This is a genomic window from uncultured Moraxella sp. (assembly GCF_945873075.1).
Classification (GTDB): domain Bacteria; phylum Pseudomonadota; class Gammaproteobacteria; order Pseudomonadales; family Moraxellaceae; genus Moraxella.
On sequence record NZ_CAMCBS010000004.1, the window covers coordinates 38,939 to 56,480 of the forward strand.

Consider the following 17,542-nt stretch of genomic DNA (forward strand, 5'->3'; position numbering starts at 1 on the left):
GATGCTTGGGTAAATTTCGTGTGTGTAGTGTAAAGTTAAATTAAAAAAATACGCCCATTTATAAAAATGGACATATTATTATAGCAAATCTATCAAAAATTTACTAGTAAATTTTTATATTTTTAAAACCAATCATCCAACATAATGCCTGAAATTCTGGCAAATTCTTTGGTGTTATGCGTGACCAAAATTCTTTGGTATGCAATCGCCGTACCTGCAATTTGCAAATCATAAGGACCAATTGGCGTGCCACTTTTTTCAAGCTCTGCTCTGATTTTGGCTGTTTGATGAGCGCATCCATCATCAAAAGGTATCACCGTGATAAATCTTAACAGTCGCTCAAGCTGACTAATGCGTTTGCTTGGATTATTTGACTTTAAAATCCCAACCTTTAATTCATACAATGTCACGCTAGAAATTGCCAACTGCTCAGAATGCTTGCTTAGCAAGTGGTCAGCAACCTGTCCCATGCCTTTGAAGAAATAAATCACTGTATTTGTATCTAGCAAATACTTCACAATACTTCTCGCACTACATCTACAGCTTGGGTTTGGCGAATTTCATCCACTGTTGGCACATCCATCCAAGTACCCACCAAATCACGGACTTCATTAGACCATTGGGGGTTTGCATTTGTCGATTTTTGCCCAAATCGCTCCTTAATTGCCTGAATGACACAAGCTTCTGAAGAAATCGCTTCTGCTTGAGAATATGCCACGATATGCGCAAAAGTCGCCTCATCTAAATGAATGGTAATTTGTGGCATAACCCCTCCTTTTTCTTAAAGTTCGACTTCATCATAACCGATTTGACCAATCATCTCAAGCCCTACACTGTCGACTCCAAATATTGCTCTGCCTCTTCTAGATTGACCGTCACAAGGCTTGAAATCCCTGCTGTCGGCATAGTGATACCCTTGAGCTCATCGGCGATTTGCATGGCAAGCTTATTATGACTAATAAAGATAAACTGCACATCATCAGCCAGCTCATGAATCAGCCCCGTAAAGCGTCCGACATTGGCATCATCAAGCGGCGCATCCACTTCATCAAGCACACAAAACGGCGCTGGATGCTGTTTAAAAATCGCAAAGATTAGGCTAAGCGCTGTCAAGGTCTTCTCACCACCAGATAATACCGCTAGGCGTGAGTTTTTCTTGCCTTTTGGCTGTGCCATCAGCACAAGCCCTGCCCGCCATTTATCCGCCTTGGATAGGCTCTCATCTTCCATTAGGCTAAGGCTTGCTTGACCACCGCCAAACACCTTAGAAAATAAGGCATTGAGCTCTTTATTCACCGCATTCAATGCCGTCAAAAACAGCGATTTGGTCTTCTCATCAATCGCTTTGATGGCATCTTCAAGCTTTTTCATGCTGTCGGTGATGTCTTGGATCTGCTCATCCATTGGCGACACACGCGCCTCAATCTCGGCAAGTTCGGCGGCAGCGGCTAGGTTTACCGCACCAAGCTTGGCGATTTGTGCTTTGATATCTTCTCGTTTTTGACTATGGTCGATAAACTGCTGGTTGGGATTGGCTCGAAACTCTGCCAAAGTCGCCGGCAGATTAAAGCCTTCATCAAAGCGTAGCAATTCATCGCCCAAATCCTGCATACGGCTCTCGCCCACCGCTGCATCAGCACTGATTTGTGCAGACTGCGCTTGAGCGGTGGCAAATTTACCATGCGCTTCGGTCAGCTCATCTTGTAGCTTGGTTTGGGCAATTTGTAGTGCTTTGGCAGCGGCCTCATATTCATCGCTTGAGATTTTGAGTTCGTGGCTCATCATCTTGGCGGCTTTGAACGCTTCTTCAAGCTTTGGTAATTTTTCTTGTAAGGTTTCTTGGTGTTTTTTGGTGACTTCGATGTCTGCCGTCGTCTGCATGGCGCTGTTTTTTGCCATATCAAGTAGGCGTTCGGCATGGGTTTTGCTTTGGCTTAATGTGCCAAATTTAAGCTGCATGGCTTGATAGGCATCGTTTTTGGTCTTGACCAATTGGTTCGCTTCATCAATGCGTGTCGTCAGCACCGTCATCGCTTGGTTCGCCATCTCAAATCGTGGGGCAAACTCGGTTAATTGCGCTTGATAGTCGCTCATCTGCGCATCAAGCTCGCTCATCTCTTTTTGGTGCTCTGCTCGCTCATCATCCAGCGCTTGGCGGTTTTTGGCGTGGTTGTCACGGCGGATTTTGTCCGCTTCAAGCTTGGCGGTCAGCGTGGTCAGTGCTTTTTCGGCGCTGTGTAGCTGTGCGGTGGTGGCGGTTTTTTGGGCGATGACTTCTTCAAGCTCGATTTTGGTCTGCTCAAGCAGATTTTGCTGAGTTTTGAGCTGTTTTTGGTCAGCACCCAGTGCATCTTCTAGTGTATTAAGCTCATCTTCGAGCACGGCAAGTCGCTCGATATGTGCTTGTTTTTGTGCAAGAAATTGACTGCCTGTTTCTCCAAAACGGCTGATATGCACCATACCAAAACTGCCAATCAGCCAGCCTGTCTTGGTCAAAATCATCACGCCAATCAATTGGCTTGTATCCATCTCATCAAGCGCATCATCGCCTGTATATAAAAAGGTACGCCCAAAAATCTCCAAAGTCGGCGTGCTAAATAGCTGATCTAAGCGAATCAGTCGCTCGCTGATTGTTTTGGGTAATTTGGCAATTGCATCGCTTGCCATGATAGCACTGGTGGTAATGGCAGTATCACTTTTTTTACCTGATTTTAATAATAGATTCACACCATCTTTGGTAGGTACGCTTTGCGTTTGAGCCATCGGCAGCTGCGTGCTGAGCTTAGCGCCAAGCCAAAATCCCAAAAATTGATCCAGCACGCTGGCATATTCATGCCCTGCACTGCTTGGCATCAGGCTATTCTCAAGGCTTGGCAAGTCTTGCAAATCATTATTATCGCCTGCTGTCGCACTAGTTTGATTGGCGGTCGGTGTATGCACAAGCTTATGCAAAATATCATATTCGCCCATCAGCACCGCATGGCGTTTTTCTTGAGCTTGGGTGCTGACTTGTAGCGCCTTGACGGCATCACTAAGCGCATCATGACGAGATTTGAGCTCATCATGATCGGATAGATTATCAAGCTTAAGTTTAAGATTGGCGATTTGTTCTTGATAGGCTTTTTGTTCGGTTTGTTCTTGCTTAATATCAACAAAGCTTGCTTGTTCGGCATCGAGCGCATCACTGCGTTTTTGCCATTTGCTTTGAGCATCTTTTAGGCGAGCGATTTGTGATTCGACAAGTTTTTTGCGATTATCCAAATTATTCTTGTCTTGGGTGATGACAGATAGTTCATCACGCTGTTTTTGCCAAGCTTCTTGGGCGTCACTTAGCACCTGTTTGGCATCATTCACCGCCTGCTCAAGAGCCATCGTATCAGGGGTGATATTGGCAAGCTGACTATCAATCTCGGCAAGCTCGGCGGTGGCGTGCTCGATATTGGCAAGTGCTTCTTGGTGCTGAGCCATCAGGCGAGTGATTTTCTCATCGCTTTGGGCAAGCTCGCTATTGACGGTATAAAAATTGTGCTGAGCACTCTGCTCTGCCATCTGTGCATTGTGATATTTATCCCGTGCTTCGTCTTTGAGCCATTGACCTTCGGCGACACGAGCAGACAGCGCATCAAGCTCACGGCGTACCCGAGCGACTTCCATCTCAAGCTTGGCAAGCTCATCGCTGGATTTGCCCTGCTCACCTTTTTTGAGCTCGTGATATTGCCACGCTTCGAACAGTCGGCGTACCAAATCATCACGGTGCAATGCCTGCAATTCATCGCTCAAGGCTTGATATTGCTTGGCGGATTCAGCTTGGCGGATGAGTGTTTTTTGTTGTTTTTTGAGCTCGCCTTGTAAGTCGGATAAGCGTTCAAGATTATCTCGGGTCTCAGCAAGTTTCTTCTCGGTATCGGCTCGGCGTACCTGATAGCGTGAGACGCCTGCACCTTCTTCAATGAACTCACGCAGCTGCATGGGGCTAGACTCAACGATACGCCCAATCATCCCCTGCTCAATCACCGCATAACTGCGTGCGCCAAGCCCCGTACCCAAAAACACATCCACCACATCACGGCGACGCACTCGCTGACCATTGATAAAATAATCTGACTTGCCATCTTTGGTGACTTGTCGGCGTAGGCTAAGCTCTTGGTAAAGGTTGAGCTCATGGCGGATGCCGTGCGTCTCATCTTGGGTGTGCTCAAACACAAGCTCAACACTGGCAAGGCTCTTGGCGGCTCGCCCTTCGACACCGGCAAAGATGACATCACTCATCGCCCCGCCACGCAGCTGCTTGGCGGATGTCTCGCCCAACACCCAGCGGATAGCGTCGATGACATTGGATTTGCCACAGCCGTTCGGCCCGACGATGGCAGTGATGTCGTGCTTAAAGGTGAATGTAGTTGGGTTGGCAAAAGATTTGAAGCCGGCAAGTTTTAGGGATTTGAGTCGCATTCGTCTGTCGTCGATGTGAAATAAAATGGCTATTTTAACAAATTTTTAGCAAATTTTGGGGCAATTGTAGGATGGACGCAGAAGTTTATCCAAAAAATTGGACATGAATAAATCAAGCCACGAGCGCTCATCTTGGTACACTTGCCTGCATGGCGGTGATTGGTGGGTGTTAAATGCCATAAAATAAGCTATAATAAGCCGCATCGACAAATAATGAAAATAATTGAGAATAAATATGGCTATTACTCATCCGCAGTTTAACCCCATCGCCCTAGACTTAGGCGTCATTCAGCTACATTGGTATGGTCTGATGTACCTGCTTGCCTTTGGCATGGCTTATTTTTTGGCTTGGTATCGCACCAAATCTCGCACCGATTTTACCGCTGAGATGGTCTCTGATTTGGTATTTTTTGGCTCGGTGGGCGTCATTCTCGGCGGTCGTATCGGCTATGTGATTTTGTATAATTTTGGCGAATTTATTGCCAATCCGCTGTACCTATTCCGCGTCTGGGAAGGCGGTATGAGCTTTCACGGTGGCTTTGTCGGTGTGCTACTTGCGATGTGGTATTTTGCCCATAAATACAAAAAAGCGCCGTTTACCGTGCTTGATTTTATTGCGCCGTGTGTGCCGACAGGTCTATTATTTGGGCGAATTGGCAACTTCATCAATGGCGAGCTATGGGGTCGTGTCTCGACATCCGACATCAGCCATTTGATGTATTTCCCGCAGGCAGCCAATGCTGATTTTGAGCTATTACAAGCCAATCCCGCCCTACAAAGCGTTGCGACCAATATCGGTGGCTATCTGTTACTACCACGCCATCCATCACAGCTATACCAAGCAGCGACCGAAGGCGTACTACTATTTATCCTGCTATGGTGGTTCTCATCCAAGCCACGCCCACGCTATGCGGTGTCTGCATTGTTCTTGTTGGGCTATGGCATCAGCCGTTTTATCACCGAATTTTTCCGTCAGCCAGATGTCGGCTATGAGCTGATTTTTGGGTGGATGAGTAAGGGGCAATTATACAGTTTGCCGATGATTATTTTTGGTATTATCTTAATGGTAATGGCGTATCAAAAACGCATTTATGATTGGAAACAAGCCTAATGAAACAATATCTTGAGCTACTGACGCACATCCTAGAAACTGGTGGCGATAAAGGCGACCGCACAGGCACAGGCACTCGCTCGGTGTTCGGTCATCAGATGCGTTTTGATTTATCAAAGGGCTTTCCGCTACTGACCACCAAAAAAGTCCACATGAAATCCATCATCCATGAACTGCTATGGTTCTTAAAAGGCGATACCTGCGTGGATTATCTGCAAGCCCATGGCGTCAGCATCTGGGATGAGTGGGCGACCGCCGAACAGACCGCTCGCTTTGGTCGTCCTGCAGGTGAGCTCGGGCCTGTCTATGGTCACCAATGGCGTAATTTTGGTGCAAGCAAAAATACCGATGGTGCGTACAATGCCGATGGCTTTGACCAAATCACTTGGCTGATTAACGAAATCAAAACCAATCCCAACTCTCGCCGTCTGATTGTCTCGGGCTGGAACCCGTCCGAAGCAGGACAAGTGGCACTGCCACCGTGCCATACGCTGTTTCAGTTTTTTGTGATTGATGGCAAATTATCCTGTCAGCTGTATCAGCGTAGTGCCGATGTGTTCTTGGGCGTGCCATTTAATATCGCAAGCTATGCACTGCTGACACATATGATTGCCCAAGTGTGCGGTCTTGATGTGGGTGAATTTATCTGGACGGGCGGTGATACGCACTTATATAGCAATCACTTTGAACAAGCCAAACTTCAGCTTAGCCGTGAGCCACTACCCTTGTGTCAGCTTAAGCTAAACCCTGACATCAAAGACATTTTTGAGTTTGGCTTTGATGATATCACGATTGAAAATTATCAATCACATCCTGCCATCAAAGCAGCCGTGGCGGTCTGATATGACAGATATCGATATCATCCATGTCGTCGCCAAAAGCACGAACCACTGTATCGGCAAGGACAATCAGCTGCTATGGCACATCCCTGCTGATTTACAGCATTTTAAGAACATCACCACAGGCGGTGTGATTGTCATGGGGCGTAAGACTTTTGAGTCTTTGGGTCGCTTATTGCCGAACCGCAGTCATCACATCATCACCCGTGACACGACCTTTCATCACGATGGCGTGACCGTGTCGCATACGCTCGATGATGCCATCGCCGCAGCCAAAGCTGATGCCGCTGTTCGTGGCCAGTCTGCCATCTATATCCTCGGCGGTGGTGAGATTTATCAGCAGAGCCTTGTGATGGCTGACCGTCTTGAGATTACCGAAGTAGATATCGACATCACAGGTGATGCTTATTATCCTGTCATCAGCGATGATTTTATCAAAGTGGCTCAAAGCGATACGCATATCTGTGACAAAAGCGGTTTGGCGTATCGTTTTGTTACTTATCAAAAAACCAAAACAGCATAAAGGGTACACCCATGAAATACGCTCCGATTGCCATCATCTGTTCAGCCGCTCTCATCAGCGCTTGCAGTGACAAGCCAACTTATCAAAAAATCGAAGGGCAAACCATGGGTACAAGCTACCACATCAGCTATCAGCATCCTGACGGCGCTGATACCAAAGCCATCCAAGATGCGATTGATAAACGCTTAGACGCCATCAATATCAGTATGTCCACCTATATGGACGATAGCACGATTAGCAAATTTAATCGCCTGCCATCGGCAACACCGATCGAGATTGATGCCGACTTTGCCAAAGTGCTAAGCGACAGCCAAGCCATCTATCAAGCATCTGATCATGCCTTTGATCCGACGGTGTATCCGCTCGTTGAGCTGTGGGGATTTGGCAAACACAAAAGCGTTGAGCGACTACAATCCCCACCAAGCACCGATGAGATTGCTAAGGCTCAGGCACTCATCGGACTTGATAAAGTCGTGGTCAATGGCACACAAATTCACAAAACCGTCGATGGCTTGGGGCTGGATTTTTCGGCGATTGCCAAAGGCTATGCCGTCGATGTCATCGCTCAGACGCTCAAAGATGGCTATGGCATCACAAACTACATGGTCGAGATTGGCGGTGAAGTTGCCACCCTTGGACAAAATGACAAGGGCAAGCCGTGGACACTTGCGGTCGATGCGCCTGTCATTGACAGCTCAGTCAAGACCCGTGACACCATCACGACGCTGACACAGCCAAAAGATGGCTCGCTACATATTGCTACTTCGGGTGGTTATCGCAATTCATTTGAATACAATGGCGTACGCTACAGCCACACCATCAACCCCACCACAGGCAATCCTGTCGCAGGCAATGCCCCAAGCGTGACTGTGCTACATGACAGCGTGGCTTTGGCGGATGGTTGGGCGACGGCATTGACCGCCATGCCGTACGCAGATGCGCTCAAGCTTGCCAATCGTGAAGGCATCCAAGCCCTATTCGTCATCGAAAACACTGGCAAAACCGGCTTTGACATCGTCAAAACCGACGCCATGCAACAACAATTCCCAAAATAGCACGCTATTGATGGCTTGATGTTTACTTTGGCTTAGTGTTTGATTTACAATACAGATATTCTATTTTTATAAGGGATAATCATGGCAAATTTTTCACCCAGTATTCAGTTTGCTAAGCGTTGGCTTGGCACGCCTGCCAGTGCTCGCTCTGCTGTTTATGATGAGCTTGATGACATCATTCGCCTGCTTGATAGCAGTGAGCCTGTGAGCGATTTTCGCTTTAGCCATCCTGATTTTAATCAAGCGATGCAAGGCTTTATGCAAGATGGCAGCAGTACCAATACCCAAGCCATGCGACTGGTGCACAGCCTTGACACCACATCATTAGATGGCGAAGCGACCGCCACGCTGACCGATAATGACCTACAAGCGCTTGAAGCTCGCCTAAATCACAATCTATCAGCGCAGATTGATGAGTTTTTGGGCGACCACATGAGTCAGCTGTCTGATGATTTGCGTGCTTGGCTAAAGACCACCATTCGTAACGAATTGGCAAATTATCAACGCCAAAACTAAGCCATCTTGGGCGTTTGTCAAGATGCGCTTATTTGCTTTTTTGATAATTTTGGCTTGGCATGATTTAAATGCTTTGCAAAGCTTAAAAGGTTTGAAAAACTTGATAACGCTTAGCAAGGCTTAACAAGATTTTGGCGCAACCAAACATTGACTTTTGACACTGTGTGATTTTTAGGGGATTTTTATGAGCGACACCACGCATAGCGATATCATCATCGTCGGTGCAGGCCCTGCTGGGCTTGCCTTTGCTCGCTATTTTAAGGGTAGCGAGTTGCGCTTGACCATCATCGAAAAAGCCCCTTTATCAAGCCTGCAAAATCCTGCCTATGACGGCCGTGAAATCGCCCTGACCAATCGCTCAAAAGAAATCCTACAAAATCTTGGCGCATGGCAACGCTTCAATCCCGATGAGATTTATCCGCTGGTCGATGCCAAAGTGTATAGCGGTACACTTGATTATGCCCTGCATTTTCAAGTGCCAAGCCTAATGAAATCCATGCGTTCGCTAGATAGACTGGGCAATCTGATTTCCAATCACAATATCCGCAAAGCCATCTATGACGAAGTGGCGACGATGGATAATGTCACGCTGATTACCGAGATTGGGGTCACTGATGTCAAGACCGATGATGTGCAGGCAACGGTGAGCCTTGCCGATGGTCGCACACTGACAGCGGATTTGGTGATTGCTGCTGATAGCCGACTGTCTGGCGTGCGTCGTATGCTTGGGATTGGTGCGGATATGCATGACTTTGGGCGGACGGTGATTGTGTTTCGAGTCAGTCATCCGCTATCCAATGGCGCAACTGCCCAAGAATATTTCTTGTACGGTCGCACCCTTGCCCTATTACCGCTCAATGACCATCTGACCAACTGCGTCATCACCCTTGACAACACCCAAGCCGATGCCCTACTTAGCCTATCACCACAAGCACTTGCCAGTGAAGCACAGCGGATGTTTGGCGATCAATTTGGTACATTTAGCATTGCAGGATCAGTGCATCACTACCCACTGATGGGTGTGCACGCACATCAGTTCCACGCCAAGCGTGCCGCACTCATCGGGGATGCCGCTGTCGGTATGCACCCTGTGACCGCACACGGCTACAATCTAGGACTTATCAGCGCCGATATCCTAGCGCCACTCATCATCGAAGCACACCGCATGGGTCGTGATATCGCATCTGATCGCCTGCTCGCCACCTTTAATCGTCGTCATCAAGTCCATACTCGCCCACTGTATCACGGCACCAATGCGATGGTGTCGCTATTTACCGATGATCGCAAGCCTGTGCGTGCGGTGCGTGATTTGGCACTACGAGTGAGTAACAACCTACCGCCTGTCAAGCACTGGATTGCCAAACAGCTTGTTGGCTGATGTGCGCTGTTTGCCATCTTTTGTATAATTGCTATACCAAATCCAAATTGAAGCATACTCAATTTGGATTTTTGCATTTTTGGCTTTGTCTTTTGATGGTAAAAGTGCTAAACTAATTGCGATTGTGATGGCATCATCAGAAAAATTGATGATACTCACAAGGTTTTTATACTTAACACCTTAACAAAGAAGGATTTACCATGAAACAACCTGTTCGTGTTGCTGTTACTGGCGCAGCTGGTCAAATCGGCTACAGCCTACTATTCCGTATCGCATCTGGCGAAATGCTTGGCAAGGATCAGCCTGTTATCCTACAGCTACTAGAAGTACCTGTCGAAAAAGCACAACAAGCCCTACAAGGCGTCATCATGGAGCTAGATGACTGTGCATTCCCACTGCTAGTTGATGTAATCGGCACTGACGATCCAAATGTCGCATTCAAAGATGCTGACTATGCCCTACTAGTCGGTGCTCGTCCACGTGGCCCGGGCATGGAGCGTGCTGACCTACTACAAGAAAATGCTAAAATTTTCACCGTTCAAGGTAAAGCACTTAACGATGTCGCTAGCCGTGATGTCAAAGTATTGGTCGTGGGCAACCCAGCGAACACCAACGCTTATATCGCAATGAAATCAGCACCAGACCTACCTGCTAAGAACTTCACTGCTATGCTACGCCTTGACCACAACCGTGCATTGACCCAAGTAGCGAAGAAAACTGGCAAACAAGTCAAAGACATCAAAAACCTAACTGTTTGGGGCAACCACAGCCCAACCATGTACGCTGACTATCGCTTTGCCACCATCAATGGCGAGAGCGTCAAAGACATGATCAACGACCAAGAATGGAATGCTAATGTATTTCTACCTACCGTTGGTAAGCGTGGTGCAGCCATCATCGAAGCTCGTGGCCTGTCATCAGCTGCATCAGCTGCAAACGCTGCCATCGACCATATGCGTGATTGGGCACTAGGCACGAACGGCGAATGGGTAACTATGGGTATCCCATCAGATGGCTCATACGGCATCCCAGAAGGCGTAATGTTCGGCTTCCCTGTGACCACCGAAAATGGCGAATACAAAATCGTTCAAGGTCTAGAGATTGATGAATTTAGCCAAAAATACATCAACATCACTCTAAACGAGCTTGAAGAAGAGCGTGCAGCGATTGACCATCTATTTGCATAATTGACTGACCGCCAAAAAAAAATGCCTGATTCATCTGAATTGGGCATTTTTTGTGCAATGAATATGGCGAGACTTGAGAAGTTATACACCGTAACAAGTGTTTGATTACACAGCCAATACAATTTTGTAAAGATTCGCTAAGTATAAGCTGTTACAATCTAGTCATGGTTTTGAAAAGCTATATCCAAACAAAATCAACCAACCCACAAAAGCAGGACTAGACTATGTTAGGAAACATCGAATACACCATGAACGAGCTATTTGCTCAGCTTGGACTCGACAGCAGTGATGAAGCCATCGAAAAATTCATCGCCGCCCATCAGCTGGACGAAGACACACAGCTTGACCAAGCTCCATTTTGGAACGACAGCCAAATAGCATTTGTCCGTGAAGAATGGCGAAAAGACGCTGTGTGGGCGATGGTGCTCGATGAGCTAAACGCTCGCTTGCATGGTCAATAAGCAAACATACCACTTGGCGAAAACACACAGCCAATACTCGGAAAAAAGCTAGGTTTATGGTGAGCCTAGCTTTTTTATGCCACTTTTTTATACCCTAGTCTTTATGTGGCAGTCTTTATATTATGGTCGTTATTCATCAGATACAGATGCTCGCCACGCAAGCAACTCTGCCACATCTTGACTGATACCTGCCTTTAGCGCATCCATGCCATCATACTTGCGTTCGCCGTGCAAAAAATACCGAAATACGACGGTTAATTGTACATCGTACAAATCCCCATCAAACTTCGGTAAATGCACTTCAATACGCCAATCTTGACCGCCCACCGATGGACGCAGACCGACACTCACCGCCCCAAAGAGACTACCTTGTGCCACACCTGCCACACCGACAGCGTCATCATGAGCAAGTGTCGCCCAATCAAGTGCCACGCCATCCCGATAAGCAAACACATCCGCCCCATAGACGCCGTGCAAGGCAGGCTTGATACGGTTTAGCGTAATATTCGCCGTTGGGAAATCAAGCGTACGCCCAATCTTATCGCCGTGCACCACACGCCCTGTGATGGCATAATCCCGACCCAATAGCCCTTTGGCACTATCCAAGCGACCATCTGCCAAAGCTTGTCTTACAAGCGATGAGCTTACTCGCTGATTATCATGCATGATACTATCTAGGCTATCGACACTAAAGCCTACCGCCGCCAAAAATGCCTTGTCCCCTGCTCTGTCATGCCCAAAGCGAAAATCATCGCCCAGCACCAAATGGCGAGTGTTTAGCCCCTTGAGCATCAGTGCAAAGTCGCTGGCAGATAATGAACGAAATTCATCATCAAAGCTTGCCACAATCAGATAATCCACGCCGAGCTCAGTGATGTAGGCTGCTTTTTCGTCAAGGCTCGTCAGTCTCGCAGGCGGGTTGTGCGGCACAAAAAACTCTCTGGGCTGCGGCTCAAAAATCATCACCGCCGATGCAAAGCCCATCTGCTTGGCATCATTTGCCAAAGCGGTCAATAAGGCTTGATGACCCAAATGCACACCGTCATAGTTGCCGATGGTCATCGCAAGCGGTGGCAGGGTTGGTAGCTGTTTGGGATTTAGATGAATGAGTTGCATGAGTATCGATTATTGTTTGCTCGCCATCGCATCAATCACAGGGACTGATAGCTTATCGGCGGCGACTTCTTTGGCAGTTTTGGCATCTAATGACAAGCCCTTAATCAGTGGCAAGCTTTTGACATCGATACGCTTGCGAGTCGCTAGATGTACAGGCACCATACGGGCAAACTCAAACAGATGTAGCCACATCTCTTCGCCACCTTCTAGGCTCTCTTCGTCATCTAGGCGAATGGCAGCAATCTCCATCAGCGTGCGAATCAGCTCATTTTCATCATCTCTTAGGCTGATACCTGCCACACCGATACCGGTGATATAGCCACCTGCCCAATCTTTGAGCGCAAGCACTCGTTCGTACAGCTCATGCTCATCATCAGGCACAAGTGGCTCATAGCCATAGGCATCGTCTTTGTCTTTGAGCGCAAAGCTGACATCTTCGGCATATTCGGTCAATAGCTCTAGCGCATCTTCGCTTGGCACTTCAAAGCTTAGCTCTTCTAAAATCTGCGTCCAACCATCGACATCCGTCGCATTGCACACTGTCATGATGCCCGTCATAATACCGTGCAATTCGCTAATTGACACATCTGTCCATGTTTCAAATGCCTTTGTCCAGTCATCCCAACCTGACATAAAATCAGTCGCCATCGCCACACCTTTTATTATTCAAAATCAAACCCATGATTATATCACAGCCGATGCATTTATGCGTCCATTTTGGCAAATCACAAGGGCAATCTTTTGCCAAAATCACACCAATCATCGAAAATTTACTCAAGAATTTAAAAAATATTTGACAATAGACCTAATAGCCGTGATAAGATTAGCATAGCAATATCTCTATATTTCTATCGATTGACTTTATCAGGACATCTTATGCTAGCTCAACTTCAAGCCCTAGAGCAAACCATCATAGCGATGAAAAAGCAATACGCTGTTACCGCCACCGAACTTGCCAATCTCAAACAACGACTTGCCAACGATGACAGCCCACAGCAAATCATCAATCTTCAACAACAGCTAAACAAAGCAAATCAAGAAATCGACAGCTACTGCGAACAAGTCGATAGCCTTGAGCATTCTCGCAATGCCCTACAAAAACAAGTCGAAGATCTGTATCAAGCCAACCAAGCACTGGTACAACAAAACCAAGATCTCAAGGACAAAAACGCATTGGCAATCTCTCGTGCCGAAGTCATTCGTGATTGGCTTGGTAAAATTGACCGCTCAAATTGATGTCATCTTTTTACCCAATCCATATTGATTATTATATTGATTATTAAGGATATTTTATGAGCCAAGACAACACCCAAACCGCTTATAACTCGGCTGCCATCATCGCCAAAGAAGAATTTCGCCCTGTGGATATCAGCATCGCAGGCACACCACATCGCATCGTCTGCCCTGTAGATGAAATCAAAAATCTTGAAAATGGCGCAGAATTTATCAACCAAAAAATCCGTGATTTACGCCGTGAAATCAAGCACAAAACCCCAAGCAATGAAGAGTTTTTGGTGCTGGTTTGCCTTGATTTGTACGACCAAATCCAAAGCCTACAAAATCAAGCCATCATCCATGCCGAAGACCAAAAACAAATCGCTGCGATGATTGATAAAATCAACAAAGAAGCTCGCTCAATGCTATAACTGATTGATTTAGCTGATTAAAATATCAAAAAGGACGAAAATTACTCGTCCTTTTTTTGTACTTAGATGATGGCCAAATGATAGCTGGATAAAGCTTTAGGCACTGGCTTTATCTGTAGGGATTGGCAAATTTTCCGCAGGATGTGCCTGTGTGTAGGCGATGAGATGCTCATCATTACAAAAAAATCGCTCATTATCAGATTTTTCGTGGAACAAATGCCCCCGATAGGTGGCAAGCTTTTGTCCACAGTGATGACAAGTGCGGATGCTTGTGTCATCGCCATCTTTTGGAAAAAATGCTTTGGGCGGCTTTGGGTACATAAATTTGAAAAAAAACCACATCACCACAGCGATGATGACGATATTGAGAATAAATGCAAACATAACGACCTTTTTGTGCCAAATTGTGCCAAATAAAGCATTACTATACCACAAAGCAAGGCAAATTGTGCTATACTATCATGCAGGTTTGCCGTAATTTGGCGAACTGATTAATTATTTTTGAGCGTTGCTCCGTATTTGCATCAGACAGTGAAGTTTGAGCAATACAACATACCAATTAAGCACTTGGCACGATGCACGAGTTGCCCACCAGTTAGGATTATTAAAAATGCCAAAAACAAAACCAACAGATGCGCCAAATGGTGCAAAAACCACACTACACACCGCTGATTCAGCCGTCGGCACGATTACTTTTGCGATGATTCAGACTAATTTTTGGGTAGGTGATATCGCAGGTAATGTCAAAAAAATGCACGCACTCGCCATCGATGCCAAAAATCGTGGCGCGGATATCGTGGTCTTTCCTGAGCTGTCTTTGGTCGGTTATCCGCCAGAAGATTTGCTACTACGCCCAACGCTTGGCGAGCGAGTGCGTGATGCGATGGCAAAGCTTGCCGAAATCGAAGGCATTGTCATCATTCTAGGCTATCCGCACATTGACCAACACGGCACATTCAACTCAGCTGCCATCCTACAAGGCGGTAGCCAAAAAGGCTTTTATCATAAGCAATGCCTGCCAAACTACGGTATCTTTGATGAACGACGCTACTTCAAAAAAGGTCATAACAGTGTGATGTTTGACTACAAAGGCGCAACCATCGGCCTGCTTATCTGCGAAGATATTTGGCATGATGCCCCAATCAAATCGCTCAAAGAAGAAGGGGCGGATTTGGTCGTGGTGATTAACGCATCACCCTTTGAAATCGGTAAACAAACCGCTCGCAAAGCCCTGCTTGCCAAGCAATCTGCCACTTATCAGCTACCGATCATCTATGTCAATACGGTCGGCGCTCAAGACGACATCGTCTTTGATGGCGGCTCGCTCATTATGCAGGCTGATGGCTCGGTGGCGCACGAAGGTTCTCGCTTTTTGAATCAGCTGATGATGGCAAAATACGATGTGGCAAGCCGTCAGTTTGACAACCAAAGTAAAGCCCCGCTTGTACTGTCCGAAGAATCAGAAATGTATCAAGCACTGGTCGTAGGTCTGCGTGATTATGTCAATCGCTCAGGCTTTAAGGGCGTTATCGTCGGTCTATCAGGCGGTATCGATAGCGCACTGACGCTATGTATCGCTGTCGATGCGCTCGGCTCTGACCGTGTCTATGCGGTGATGATGCCGTATGAATACACTGCACAAATCAGCCTAGATGATGCCGAAGCACAGGCCGCTCGCCTAAATGTCTCATATACCGTCTGCCCGATTCATGATGCGGTCGCAGGGCTACGATCAGCACTTGCGCCACTACTTGCCAATAGCGAGCCTGATGTGACCGAAGAGAACCTACAAGCTCGTGCTCGTGGTACGATTTTGATGGCATTGTCCAATAAATTTGGACACATGGTCATCTCAACAGGCAACAAGTCCGAAAATGCGGTCGGCTATGCTACCTTGTACGGTGATATGGTTGGCGGCTTTGATGTGCTCAAAGATGTCTATAAAACCGATGTCTATCGCCTAGCCAACTACCGCAACCGCCTAGAAGACAACCCTGTCATCCCTGAGCGTGTCATCACTCGTGCGCCATCTGCCGAGCTACGCCCTGACCAAAAAGACCAAGACAGCTTGCCTGATTATGACACTTTGGATAATATCCTAAGAAAGTACATCGATGAAGATCTAGGCTACAAGGCAATCTGCGCCGCAGGCTTTGATCCTGCTACCGTCGAAAAAGTGCTTGGTCTCGTGGATCGTGCTGAATACAAGCGTCGTCAAGGTGCAATCGGCACCAAAATCACCAAAAAATCCTTTGGTCGAGAGCGTCGTTATCCACTGGTCAATGGCTGGTCAATCAAAGGCTAACTTTGCACCATCAGCACTCATATCGCTTTATGCACAGCCAATAGCCGTTTCGACGGCTATTGTTCTATATAGCTATTGCTTTGTATATTAGCTTTTAGGAATATTCTACAAGGATACGCCATGTTTGGTATTACAGACATCAGTGGATTTTTGATCGCCACCATCATGATTATCATCCTGCCCGGGCCCAATAGCTTGTACTGCCTATCGGTCTCAGCATCACAGGGCAAGCGAGCGGGATTTTTGGCGGCGACGGGGATTGTTATCGGTGATAGCATCTTGATTATCGCCACCATCTTGGGTGCAGGGACACTACTTCGCCTATATCCTGCGGTGTTTGATACGATTAAGCTTGTCGGCGGACTGTATTTGGCATATCTTGGCATTCGGCTGTTGATGGGTGCGTATCAGACCTTTGTCAATCGCCATATCCTAGCCAATAGCCCCGTTGCACTTGCCAAGCCCACACATCAAAACTACCTAATGCGTGCGCTAAGCCTTAGCCTTACCAATCCTAAGGCGATTTTGTTTTTCTTATCGTTTTTTGTGCAGTTTGTTGATCCTGCTTATCCGAGACCATATATCAGCTTTTTGATTTTGGCACTGATTTTGCAGGTGGTGAGTATCAGTTATTTATCCCTGCTGATTGTCGCAGGTAAGGGCTTGGCATATCGCTTCGCCAGTCGTCCTTGGCTGAGCATCAGCGGTATGAGCTTGATTGGCGTGCTGTTTTTGGGCTTTGCGGTGAATTTGTGGATGAGTAAGCTTTAGGCGAGTTTGCAAAAACCAACCAAGCAAACTTTCTATCTTAGCAATATACACCTAGCTACCATATTAATATCGTTGCATTACTGCTGTTCACTCATACTCGCAACCAACACCTATTTCAAATTAATAAAAACAGATTTTTTTGTTAAGCAGAACAAATCAAAATGATCCTAAGTCAAAATGCCATT

18 protein-coding genes are annotated in these 17,542 nt (G+C 46.8%); 12 read left to right on the top strand and 6 right to left on the bottom strand.

Annotation, left to right across the window (positions count from 1 at the left end; translation table 11 throughout):
- Window positions 1–122: 122 nt before the first annotated feature.
- From Q0N89_RS02225 to smc, 3 genes are all read right to left on the bottom strand, one after another.
- Window positions 123–509, bottom strand: coding sequence for a type II toxin-antitoxin system VapC family toxin (locus Q0N89_RS02225; RefSeq protein ID WP_294033180.1), 387 nt, complete (start codon window positions 507–509; stop codon window positions 123–125).
- A gap of 5 nt (window positions 510–514) precedes the next feature.
- Complete coding sequence (locus tag Q0N89_RS02230; RefSeq protein ID WP_294033181.1) at window positions 515–766, bottom strand: hypothetical protein; 252 nt, start codon at window positions 764–766, stop codon at window positions 515–517.
- 62 nt (window positions 767–828) lie between these two features.
- A complete protein-coding gene (smc, locus tag Q0N89_RS02235; RefSeq protein ID WP_294033182.1) occupies window positions 829–4,449 on the bottom strand; it encodes a chromosome segregation protein SMC in 3,621 nt (1,206 codons plus the stop codon).
- A gap of 235 nt (window positions 4,450–4,684) precedes the next feature.
- Here smc and lgt point away from each other — a divergent pair, with 235 nt between their 5' ends.
- From lgt to Q0N89_RS02275, 8 genes are all read left to right on the top strand, one after another.
- Window positions 4,685–5,560 (top strand): prolipoprotein diacylglyceryl transferase, encoded by an 876-nt coding sequence (lgt, locus tag Q0N89_RS02240; RefSeq protein ID WP_294033183.1) that lies wholly within the window; start codon window positions 4,685–4,687, stop codon window positions 5,558–5,560.
- A complete protein-coding gene (locus tag Q0N89_RS02245; RefSeq protein WP_294033184.1) occupies window positions 5,560–6,402 on the top strand; it encodes a thymidylate synthase in 843 nt (280 codons plus the stop codon). Before lgt ends, Q0N89_RS02245 begins: the two co-directional genes overlap by 1 nt.
- A 1-nt stretch (window position 6,403) precedes the next feature.
- Complete coding sequence (locus Q0N89_RS02250) at window positions 6,404–6,922, top strand: dihydrofolate reductase (RefSeq protein ID WP_294033185.1); 519 nt, start codon at window positions 6,404–6,406, stop codon at window positions 6,920–6,922.
- Window positions 6,923–6,933: 11 nt separating this feature from the next.
- Window positions 6,934–7,977 carry an FAD:protein FMN transferase gene (locus Q0N89_RS02255; RefSeq protein ID WP_294033186.1) on the top strand — a complete coding sequence of 348 codons (1,044 nt, stop codon included), beginning with the start codon at window positions 6,934–6,936 and terminating at the stop codon, window positions 7,975–7,977.
- A gap of 81 nt (window positions 7,978–8,058) precedes the next feature.
- Complete coding sequence (locus Q0N89_RS02260; RefSeq protein ID WP_294033187.1) at window positions 8,059–8,493, top strand: hypothetical protein; 435 nt, start codon at window positions 8,059–8,061, stop codon at window positions 8,491–8,493.
- 184 nt (window positions 8,494–8,677) lie between these two features.
- Window positions 8,678–9,871: a 5-demethoxyubiquinol-8 5-hydroxylase UbiM gene (ubiM, locus tag Q0N89_RS02265; protein ID WP_294033188.1), complete on the top strand. Its 1,194-nt coding sequence runs from the start codon at window positions 8,678–8,680 to the stop codon at window positions 9,869–9,871.
- A 200-nt stretch (window positions 9,872–10,071) separates the two neighbouring features.
- Window positions 10,072–11,058 carry a malate dehydrogenase gene (locus Q0N89_RS02270; RefSeq protein ID WP_078253282.1) on the top strand — a complete coding sequence of 329 codons (987 nt, stop codon included), beginning with the start codon at window positions 10,072–10,074 and terminating at the stop codon, window positions 11,056–11,058.
- A gap of 224 nt (window positions 11,059–11,282) precedes the next feature.
- Entirely contained in the window at window positions 11,283–11,519 is a 237-nt protein-coding gene (locus Q0N89_RS02275) for a DUF2789 domain-containing protein (protein ID WP_294033189.1), read from the top strand.
- Window positions 11,520–11,648: 129 nt separating this feature from the next.
- Here the strand turns inward: Q0N89_RS02275 and ribF are convergent, their stop codons facing one another.
- Window positions 11,649–12,635 carry a riboflavin biosynthesis protein RibF gene (gene ribF, locus Q0N89_RS02280; RefSeq protein WP_294033190.1) on the bottom strand — a complete coding sequence of 329 codons (987 nt, stop codon included), beginning with the start codon at window positions 12,633–12,635 and terminating at the stop codon, window positions 11,649–11,651.
- 9 nt (window positions 12,636–12,644) lie between these two features.
- Window positions 12,645–13,283, bottom strand: coding sequence for a UPF0149 family protein (locus Q0N89_RS02285; protein WP_294033191.1), 639 nt, complete (start codon window positions 13,281–13,283; stop codon window positions 12,645–12,647).
- 228 nt (window positions 13,284–13,511) lie between these two features.
- On the opposite strand from Q0N89_RS02285, the gene Q0N89_RS02290 reads away from it, so the two are divergent.
- Both Q0N89_RS02290 and Q0N89_RS02295 read left to right on the top strand, forming a co-directional pair.
- The gene (locus Q0N89_RS02290; protein WP_078253278.1) at window positions 13,512–13,871 is read left to right on the top strand and encodes a hypothetical protein; all 360 of its coding nucleotides are present in this window, start codon (window positions 13,512–13,514) and stop codon (window positions 13,869–13,871) included.
- Window positions 13,872–13,927: 56 nt separating this feature from the next.
- Window positions 13,928–14,281, top strand: a complete 354-nt coding sequence (locus Q0N89_RS02295) for a cell division protein ZapA (protein WP_078253277.1) — start codon at window positions 13,928–13,930, stop codon at window positions 14,279–14,281.
- A gap of 96 nt (window positions 14,282–14,377) precedes the next feature.
- Here Q0N89_RS02295 and Q0N89_RS02300 read toward each other — a convergent pair whose 3' ends face one another.
- Entirely contained in the window at window positions 14,378–14,665 is a 288-nt protein-coding gene (locus Q0N89_RS02300) for a hypothetical protein (RefSeq protein WP_294033192.1), read from the bottom strand.
- Window positions 14,666–14,891: 226 nt separating this feature from the next.
- Here Q0N89_RS02300 and Q0N89_RS02305 point away from each other — a divergent pair, with 226 nt between their 5' ends.
- Together Q0N89_RS02305 and leuE are read left to right on the top strand one after the other, a co-directional pair.
- Window positions 14,892–16,586, top strand: a complete 1,695-nt coding sequence (locus Q0N89_RS02305) for an NAD+ synthase (RefSeq protein ID WP_294033193.1) — start codon at window positions 14,892–14,894, stop codon at window positions 16,584–16,586.
- A 120-nt stretch (window positions 16,587–16,706) separates the two neighbouring features.
- On the top strand, window positions 16,707–17,357 hold the full coding sequence (gene leuE, locus Q0N89_RS02310; protein ID WP_294033194.1) for a leucine efflux protein LeuE: 651 nt from the start codon (window positions 16,707–16,709) through the stop codon (window positions 17,355–17,357).
- Window positions 17,358–17,542 lie beyond the last annotated feature (185 nt).

What these genes read in the sequence shown, in the direction of transcription:
- Q0N89_RS02230 (WP_294033181.1), bottom strand. Translation starts at nt 766, where the DNA reads ATGCCACAAATTACCATTCATTTAGATGAGGCGACTTTTGCGCATATC.
- smc (WP_294033182.1), bottom strand. Translation starts at nt 4,449, where the DNA reads ATGCGACTCAAATCCCTAAAACTTGCCGGCTTCAAATCTTTTGCCAAC.
- lgt (WP_294033183.1), top strand. Translation starts at nt 4,685, where the DNA reads ATGGCTATTACTCATCCGCAGTTTAACCCCATCGCCCTAGACTTAGGC.
- Q0N89_RS02245 (WP_294033184.1), top strand. Translation starts at nt 5,560, where the DNA reads ATGAAACAATATCTTGAGCTACTGACGCACATCCTAGAAACTGGTGGC.
- Q0N89_RS02250 (WP_294033185.1), top strand. Translation starts at nt 6,404, where the DNA reads ATGACAGATATCGATATCATCCATGTCGTCGCCAAAAGCACGAACCAC.
- Q0N89_RS02255 (WP_294033186.1), top strand. Translation starts at nt 6,934, where the DNA reads ATGAAATACGCTCCGATTGCCATCATCTGTTCAGCCGCTCTCATCAGC.
- Q0N89_RS02260 (WP_294033187.1), top strand. Translation starts at nt 8,059, where the DNA reads ATGGCAAATTTTTCACCCAGTATTCAGTTTGCTAAGCGTTGGCTTGGC.
- ubiM (WP_294033188.1), top strand. Translation starts at nt 8,678, where the DNA reads ATGAGCGACACCACGCATAGCGATATCATCATCGTCGGTGCAGGCCCT.
- Q0N89_RS02270 (WP_078253282.1), top strand. Translation starts at nt 10,072, where the DNA reads ATGAAACAACCTGTTCGTGTTGCTGTTACTGGCGCAGCTGGTCAAATC.
- Q0N89_RS02275 (WP_294033189.1), top strand. Translation starts at nt 11,283, where the DNA reads ATGTTAGGAAACATCGAATACACCATGAACGAGCTATTTGCTCAGCTT.
- ribF (WP_294033190.1), bottom strand. Translation starts at nt 12,635, where the DNA reads ATGCAACTCATTCATCTAAATCCCAAACAGCTACCAACCCTGCCACCG.
- Q0N89_RS02285 (WP_294033191.1), bottom strand. Translation starts at nt 13,283, where the DNA reads ATGGCGACTGATTTTATGTCAGGTTGGGATGACTGGACAAAGGCATTT.
- Q0N89_RS02290 (WP_078253278.1), top strand. Translation starts at nt 13,512, where the DNA reads ATGCTAGCTCAACTTCAAGCCCTAGAGCAAACCATCATAGCGATGAAA.
- Q0N89_RS02295 (WP_078253277.1), top strand. Translation starts at nt 13,928, where the DNA reads ATGAGCCAAGACAACACCCAAACCGCTTATAACTCGGCTGCCATCATC.
- Q0N89_RS02300 (WP_294033192.1), bottom strand. Translation starts at nt 14,665, where the DNA reads ATGTTTGCATTTATTCTCAATATCGTCATCATCGCTGTGGTGATGTGG.
- Q0N89_RS02305 (WP_294033193.1), top strand. Translation starts at nt 14,892, where the DNA reads ATGCCAAAAACAAAACCAACAGATGCGCCAAATGGTGCAAAAACCACA.
- leuE (WP_294033194.1), top strand. Translation starts at nt 16,707, where the DNA reads ATGTTTGGTATTACAGACATCAGTGGATTTTTGATCGCCACCATCATG.